The sequence below is a fragment of the Halomonas sp. Cn5-12 genome (assembly GCF_021532545.1).
GTDB lineage: Bacteria > Pseudomonadota > Gammaproteobacteria > Pseudomonadales > Halomonadaceae > Vreelandella > Vreelandella aquamarina.
The window spans coordinates 1-8019 of record NZ_JAKGAY010000058.1 but is presented as its reverse complement, the minus strand read 5'-3'; the positions used below and the strand labels follow the sequence as shown (position 1 = coordinate 8019).

At 54.1% G+C, this 8019-nt stretch carries 4 protein-coding genes and 4 pseudogenes; 7 read left to right on the top strand and 1 reads right to left on the bottom strand.

Annotated features, from left to right (window positions below):
* Window positions 1-240: 240 nt before the first annotated feature.
* The 3 genes and pseudogenes from csiR to L1249_RS16925 all read left to right on the top strand — a co-directional run bounded on the left by csiR (window position 241) and on the right by L1249_RS16925 (window position 2999).
* Window positions 241-930: a DNA-binding transcriptional regulator CsiR gene (gene csiR, locus L1249_RS16935; RefSeq protein ID WP_054641711.1), complete on the top strand. Its 690-nt coding sequence runs from the start codon at window positions 241-243 to the stop codon at window positions 928-930.
* A gap of 276 nt (window positions 931-1206) precedes the next feature.
* Window positions 1207-2122: pseudogene (locus tag L1249_RS16930) on the top strand (IS256 family transposase); the annotation flags it as partial.
* 226 nt (window positions 2123-2348) lie between these two features.
* Window positions 2349-2999, top strand: coding sequence for a DDE-type integrase/transposase/recombinase (locus tag L1249_RS16925; RefSeq protein WP_328284150.1), 651 nt, complete (start codon window positions 2349-2351; stop codon window positions 2997-2999).
* A gap of 150 nt (window positions 3000-3149) precedes the next feature.
* Here the strand turns inward: L1249_RS16925 and L1249_RS16920 are convergent.
* Window positions 3150-4431, bottom strand: a pseudogene (locus tag L1249_RS16920) (IS110 family transposase).
* Window positions 4432-4450: 19 nt separating this feature from the next.
* Here L1249_RS16920 and L1249_RS17750 point away from each other — a divergent pair.
* From L1249_RS17750 to L1249_RS16900, 4 genes and pseudogenes are all read left to right on the top strand, one after another.
* Window positions 4451-4936: an integrase core domain-containing protein gene (locus tag L1249_RS17750; RefSeq protein WP_390623271.1), complete on the top strand. Its 486-nt coding sequence runs from the start codon at window positions 4451-4453 to the stop codon at window positions 4934-4936.
* A gap of 2 nt (window positions 4937-4938) precedes the next feature.
* Window positions 4939-5420, top strand: a pseudogene (locus L1249_RS16910) (IS5 family transposase); the annotation flags it as partial.
* Window positions 5421-5614: 194 nt separating this feature from the next.
* A pseudogene (locus L1249_RS16905) lies at window positions 5615-6034 on the top strand (integrase core domain-containing protein); the annotation flags it as partial.
* 394 nt (window positions 6035-6428) lie between these two features.
* The gene (locus tag L1249_RS16900) at window positions 6429-7775 is read left to right on the top strand and encodes a purine-cytosine permease family protein (protein ID WP_230835125.1); all 1347 of its coding nucleotides are present in this window, start codon (window positions 6429-6431) and stop codon (window positions 7773-7775) included.
* The last annotated feature ends 244 nt before the right edge of the window (window positions 7776-8019 follow it).

Here is an 8019-nt window from a genome sequence, read left to right as displayed (position 1 = left end):
ACCGATCAGCACGGTGGGTTTTGGCAATAACGGGCTTGCGAAAGCCAACTTGCACGGGGCGAATGATCAAAAAGTGCTCGCTGGCGGTGATAGGGAAAGTGTCGGCGCCGGCTTCACGGATTCAGGTTCTATCTTACGTCAATATTTTCCATGAATGGAGAGGATATTCTTTTTTGTAATGTATTTTTACCCGCGAGGCACATGAGCTATAATTGATTGATATTCACGAGGAATTGCGACATGACGCCTACCGGCTCACGCCCAAACTCGGGCATTCTTGGCTACCAAAGGCTGAAGCATGACATCATCCGAGGTACTTACACGCCTGGTGAAAAGCTGCTGATGAATCGATTGAAGTCGCGCTATGATCTCGGCGTAGGTCCCCTACGCGAAGCGTTGTCACAGTTAGTCAGCGAACGACTTGTCGTGGCAATTAGCCAGCGGGGGTATCGTGTAGCTAGTATGTCTATACAAGAATTGCGTGATATCTATGAGGCACGAGCTCATGTTGAAGGGATAATATTAGAACTAGCCATAGCCCGGGGCGGAGATGAGTGGGAAGCAGATATCTTAGCTAAATCACATACATTGTCTAAAGTAACGAAAGTTAGAAATTCAGATGAAATGCTTGATGTCTGGGATTTACGTCATAAATCCTTTCATGCATCCATTGCGTCAGGCTGCCAATCGCCATACCTCCTTCAAACTCGTGACTCCCTGTTTGATCAAGCAGAGCGTTATCGTCATCTATGGCTGTGCCATACAGTCTTCTCGGAAGATGCTCTTGAAAAGAAACGGCAGGAACATGCAGAGCTAATTGAAATCATATTGTCTCGCGATGCATCAAAAGCGAGCAAAAGAATGTATGAGCACTTGATGACACCCATCCCAATCATAGAAAAAATCCTCACGGAGCGCGGCTTTAATTAGCCAGCTATCATCTTGTCAATCAGAATCTAAGTTGAAAGGCTATTCTATTAAAGCCTTGTAAAAAGCGATTTCTGACATATCCAATTGCGAATATTGCCATCAACACAAAACTTTTTTCCAAACCTCGGCGGTCTCAATGACGAAGTGCAACACCTGATCCATCAGGTACGGTATTGCCATGACCCATTACTATTGTCACCTCACCGCTGAAGACCGAGCCGCCATTATGCTGATACGAGCCACCCACTCGATCCGGTCCATCGCCAGTCATTTGGCCCCTGGCTCTACCTGAAGGGGATTTCCACCGGCGACTACCAGGAGACCCTGGCGGCGCTGCTGGGCGACCAGGCTAAGGGCCTGTCGGCCAACACGGTGTCACGGCTCAAGAAGCAGTGGGAAGACGAGCATACCGAGTGGCGGCAGCGGGACCTGACCAACCGGCGCTACGTCTACTGGTGGGCCGACGGAATCTACAGCAACGTCCGCATGGATGACCGCCTGTGCTTGCTGGTGATCATCGGCGTCACCGAGCATGGCCGCAAGGAACTGGTGGCCGTCGAGGATGGCTTCCGCGAGTCGGCGGCCAGCTGGGAGACGCTGCTGACGGGCCTGCGAGAGCGCGGCCTGACCACGGCTCCCAAGCTGGCGGTAGGCGGCGGTGCCATGGGGTTCTGGGCGGCATTGAGCAAGATTTACCCGGAAACTGACCATCAGCGCTGCTGGGTCCACAAGTCGGCTAATGTGCTGAACAAGCTGCCAAAGTCGGTACAACCCAAGGTCAAGGCCGATCTTCACGAGATCTGGATGGCTGAGACGCGCGAAACAGCCCATCGGGCCTTCGATCGCACCCTGAAACGCTTCGAGGCCAAGTACCCCAGGGCCATGGCATGCCTGGCCAAGGATCGGGACGAGCTGCTGGCGTTCTACGACTACCCGGCAGAGCACTGGGTGCATATCCGCACCACCAACCCGATCGAGTCGACCATCGCCACGGTCCGCCTGAGGACCAAGCGGAGCCGGAACTGCGGCTCCCAGGCGACGACCCTGGCGATGGTCTTCAAGCTGCTCCAGAGCGCTCAGAAGCGCTGGAGGCGCATCAAGCACTTCCAGAAGCTGGAACTGGTCGTCAACAACGTCAAGTTTCCAGGATGGAGAGCAGGTGACCGATCAGTCAGACAGGAATGCGGCCTGACTGCTATACACCAGATTTGACGATAACTCCAGAGGATAGCTCCTACGGCTTAATCTATCATCCGGCCTCTTACAGCTAGAGATCTCACCATTCTCATAAGCCATATCAAGGTCGGCAACGGTAATGCTGTAGCCGGCATTAATAGCACCGGGGCCGGCGTCGACACTACGTGTGTGGTCCCGAAGAGTAATGGTCTATCCTACCAGCCATTGTCGGAGGATGATTCATGGCTCAGATTCTTCATAAACGCGCCACGACCACGCACGCCATCCGAGCAGAAATACAGCGATCGACAGATTCGGTCGTGACGTTGAGTCGTCGCTACGGCATCAGTCCAAAAACTGTGCGCAAGTGGCGTAGTCGGGATAGCGTCGAGGATACTCGCATGGGCCCCAAGGCGGCTCGCTCCACGTCGCTGACGCCCTTGGAGGAAGCTGCGGCCGTCACCTTCCGGCAAAAGACCCTGCTGCCTCTCGATGACTGCCTTCATGCGCTTCAGCGAGAGATCCCTTCGCTTACCCGATCGAGCCTGCATCGGCTTTATCAGCGACACGGGATCAGTCAGCTTCCCAAGACTGGCGGCCAGAAACGCGAGAAGAAGCCGTTCAAGCGTTACCCGATTGGCTACCTGCACATCGATATCAGTGAAATCCGCACCGGCGAGGGCAAGGCCTACTTGTTCGTCGCCGTGGATCGAACCTCCAAGTTTGTTCATGCACAGTTGTACCGGAAGATGACGAGGCAGATCGCTGCTGACTTCCTCGAAGACACACTGCAGGCCCTGCCTTACCGCGCCCATACGGTGTTGACAGATAACGGGCTACCTGCGGTTGAAGTGGCATCATGGACAAAAAGATCCTTGCCGATGTCAGCATAGCTCAGACATCAGCAAGGCAACTCATTCCTGGCAGCCCGCCATATCCGGATCGGTGGCTCACCATAGTGACAGGAGTCCGAACCAAAGGGCTCGGCTCGACAGGGCTTAACAGAGGCTCATGGCATCCTGGCGGGCGGGCTCAACCATTATCTACGGGGTCCTTGCGGCCCTACGGCTTGGTAAAGAAGTCCCACCGCCAGGAATGCAGTACTCATGATAGCCGCGATAGTCGGCTTCATGCTTGACCAGGGCATGGGCCACCCGTGCCATCTTGACCGCCACGGCCGTTAGTGCTTTCCGTCGAAGGTCGCCGTTGGAGGGATCTATCCCGATGTAGCGGTCGAATTTCGTGCGAAAGCTGTTGTCTCGCATCCGGATGGCAACCGTAGCCGCGAGCCAGTAGGCATACCGCAGCCGGGAATTGCCACGTTTGGCCAGGCGATAACGACTACAGGTGTTGCCGCTCTGTGACGCTGCGAGGTTGAAGCCGCAAAACTTCAAATATTGGCGGTGGTGCGAAAAACGCCGGAGATCCCCGCTCTCCGCCAGGATCATCAAGGCAATGATCGGGCCCACGCCGGGGAGCGTCTGAAGCCGAGCGAAATCCTGGTTATCTCTCAAACAGGTCGTTGCCATCGCCTCCAAAGCCTGACGTTGCTCTGTCAGTGAGAGGTAATGCCTCACCTGGAGCAGGAAACTATGCACTGCCGGAGAATCCGGCGCGACTGGCAGGCCCATGCTGGACTGAGCCATCTCATGGATACCCTCCAGAAACTGCTGTTTCGCCACCTTGCGCCCTACGCTCTCCCAGGCAGCCTCGACAAACGCCTCGCGACTCAATGCAGTAATGCTGGCCGGTGTGGGAAACGCCAGCAGGAAATGACAGAACCAATGGGCCCGGGACGCGCTGAGATAACGTTCCATCTCCGGGAAGTACAACGCCAGGTAGTGGTTGACCAGGCTATGATGACAGCGTGTTCGGGCCCGAGCGATCTGTTGGTAGGTATTCGAGATCTCCTGGAGGTCGAAGTACCCCTCACGGAGGGGATCATGAAAAGGTTGCGTCATGCCTTGGGTCAGCAGATACATCAGGACACGCGCATCCTTGCGGTCGTGCTTGTCCCAGGAGGTATACAGTGCCTCTCGAACCCGAGCCCCTGCCAGGGATGAGGCGAGGTGCACCGGTATCCCCGCCTGTGCCAGCCGATAGGCCAGGGGCCGATAAAATCCGCCGTGGGCTCCAGAACGACCCGCACCGGGGCTTTCTGCTGCGTCAGGTACAGAATCAGGTCATCGTGCCCAACACGCGTGTTGGGCATTTCAAGCACCTTTTCACGGCCATTGGCCAGCGAATCAACACATCGTGGTAACGCTTAGCGATATCGATCGCGACACAAACGGTATCTGGCATAAGCTGAGGAGAGGCAGTCATCGTCGGTCTCCTTGTTGTGATGAGGGTAATACAAGGACCTCTTAGGCCACGATGGCTGCCTCTAGCCAGGTTGTTCCGTAGGTACTACGGGGTACAGTTCGCGAAGAAGGCCGGGACAGAAGCCTACAAGCCGCATATCTTCGATGTTGTCTGTTACCGCCACGGCATCGAGCATCGCCTGACGAAGCCCTTCCACCCCTGGACCAACGGACAGGTGGAACGAATGAACCGCACCATCAAGGAGGCAACGACCCGAGCGTTCCATTACACCTCGCTGAGTCAGCTCCAATCCCACTTGGAGGATTACCTATGGGCCTATAACAATGCCCGGCCACTCAGGGCGCTCAAGGGCAAAACACTGATAGGATTTATCCTTGAGCAATGGCAGAAAGAGCCCGAGAAGTTTTATGACGACCCGAACCATTACTTCACGGGACCAAACAACTACGCTTTGTCTGAAAAAGATGTCTTGCTAGCCTTTCCTCCATCAGGCTTGGAGGTGTAGTCATGGCAGGACGTTACGAGATTTCCGATCAGGGCTGGGCATTGATTGAAGATATCGTTTCGCCTGACACGCCCGCTGGGCGTGGACGTCCACGGCGCGATGACCGACAGTTGCTCAACGGCATCTTCTGGATCCTCTGTTCCGGCGCCAAATGGCGGGATCTGCCCGAGCGCTTCGGCCCGTGGAAAACGATCTATCAGCGCTTTCGCCAGTGGCGAGATGACGGCACGCTCGAACGTATCCTGTCACGCCTTCACCTGAAGCTGCGGGAAGGCTATATGGACCTCGATACCTGGATGGCCGATTCCACCTCGATTCGAGCGACTCGCTCTGCCGCTGGCGACGGTAAATAGGGGGCTCTCAGGAGCCGTTAGACCATGCCCTTGGGCGAAGCCGAGGCGGCCTGACGACCAAGATCCACCTGGTTTGCGATACCAACGGCGTGCCCCTGAGCTTCCTGCTATCGCCTGGTCAGCATGCCGATTCACGCTATCTCGTTCCTGTCATGGGATCAATCGCAAGCGTACCTACCGGCTGTACTCGAGTATGGCCTTCAGGTTCGGACCCGGCGGCGCAAGCGGATGATCCGGCCGAGGGCACCGATTCCACTGCCGGACCGCCCCAACCAGCGTTGGTCGATGGACTTCGTATCGGACCAGCTGGCCTCGGGGGCGTCGCTTTCGTGTGCTGAACATCGTGGACGATTTCAGCCGAGAGTGTGACGGCCAGTTGGTGGACACGTCCATTACCGGCCGACGCTTGGCCCAGTTTCTGGATGAGGCTGCGCAGCAACGCCCGCTGCCAGCCTCGATTGTCTGCGATAACGGGCCGGAGCTGACCAGCAAGGCCATGTTCTTCTGGGCGCGTGAGCGGAACGTGACGCTGGCCTTCATCCAGCCGGGCAAGCCGACGCAGAATGCGTTCATCGAAAGCTTCAACGGCAAGTTCCGGGACGGCTGACTTAACCAGCACTGGTTCCTGAGCCTGGCGGATGCACGACACGCAATCACGCAATGGAGAACCCACTACAACCACGTCAGACCGCACAACTCACTGGGCTATTTGGCACCTGTAGCGTATGCCGAGCGGTGCGCATGAAGCAGCGGTCCTCACATTGATAACGGACCCAAACCAGGGGAAAGGTCAGCCCTCGGCAAACCGCTTCTGGCCGCCCAATATGAGAGCGGAGCTCTTCATGTGAGAGGCGCTGCCGACCGGCTAGAAATGAATGCAGTCGACAAGCCATGGGGTACAGCGCCCGCTGCAGCAAACTATCAAATGCAGGAAGAGGCTGGCAGTGCACGTGATGCCAAGCGACAGTGCACCATGCGCCAAACGCTTTCTGTTCACACTGCCTATTGTGTGTATTGTCCGTCCCTAAGACATGAAGGAGGTGATAACAAAAACGCTGCGCTCTCTAAATGGTTTTATATAAAATTCAGGAAGTTCTTGAGTTTAAATATTTGTAAATATAAAAACAAAGGATAACGAAATGAAAAGCAGCGAAAAAGAGGTGTCAGACCTCGATTATTCAGACCAACCAGTTCCCGATGAAGGGAGGATGCCGCGTGCCAACCTGATGATGGCATGGTGGGCTGTGTGTAGCGCCGTTTTTTACGTGGTAGTAGCCGCGGCCATGGCTCGCTCTTACGGAACGACTAATGCTCTTATTGGTATTGTGCTAACTGTTTTAGCTTACGGTTTAATAAATGGTATTATCAGTCGCTATTCGATGAGGACAGGTCTGACTGTTTCACTTTTTTCCAAAATTCTCTTTGGCCATTTCGGGGCCGTTGTAGCTACTCTAATATTTTTTGCTACGGCGCTATATTATGCGGTCTTCGAAGGCTATGTCATGGCGCTTGTTCTTTCCGAGTGGAGTGGCAGCTTGTCCATGACTGTAGCAACGGCAATTGTGGTAGTGTTGGGTGTCGCGCTGATATTTGGTAGTGTTCAGCACTGGTTGGATAAGTTTAACGGCGTGCTTCTTCCGGTTTATGTGGTTGGAATGATAATCGCTGTGGGAATGGCCATTTCTGAGTTTGGTTATCCATCCGGTTGGCTAACGCGTGTTCCCGAGGGTGGGGCTTCACCTTGGGGGTGGTTACATACTTTTGCCTACTATATGGGTGTCTGGGTCTTGATGATGTTCACTTTCGACTATGCGCGGTTTGGTCGAAAGGAGGATTCTGAGTTTCATGCCAAAATCACTTTTGGTATCCCATTCTATATCATGACCTTCCTATTCAGCGGTATCGTAGGGGTTCTGCTGGATTCCATGATCCCGACCGATGGGCTTTCTGAGGCATCCATTGTGCTGGGCCTGCTTGAGCTGATGGGGGTTGGTGGACTTCTTTTAGTGTGGGTAACCCAGAGTCGAATCAATACGGCCAACTTCTATCTTGCCACTGTCAACTTTGAGTCGTTCATACGTAAGGTGACAGGTGTGAAGATGCCAAAGGTAGTGGCAGGCTGTGTGATTGGTGTGATCGCTTATACATTGATGATGGCAGATGTTTTCTCATATATACTTCAAGCTTTAGCATATCAAGGCGTGTTTGTCGTTGCCTGGGTCGGAATTGCACTGTCTCATATTTTGTCTAAAACCTACAAGGACCGATTCAATGGGCATGTTGAGCTGAATAATGCCTATATTCCAGCTGTCAATCCATGCGGTCTGATAGCCTGGGTTGGTGCTGCGGTAATTGGCATTGTTACCATTCATATCCCTTCGATTTCTGAATTCTCGGCGCCAGCCACCTTTCTGTTTGCTTATTCGGCATATGAGTTCGGCCTGAAGCTAGCCAAGGATGAGTGGTATGTGGCTAGCCAGAAATGACATTTATAAACATATAGATATCAATTTAGTTGAACGGAGGTTTTTAAAGAAGTTTCTATGTCGCTGCTATTCGTAAATTGGTTTTGGAAGTAGTTATAAATAAGAGATATATTTATCATGGTGCGCCAGGCATGGCGCGCAGCGCCAATTAGGCGCTATCCGGTCCGCCGTGGTGGTTGGCCGGATGACTTGGGGGTGAAAGTCCCCTACGGACCCTGATAGCGGGAACCGTTAGCTGAACAGC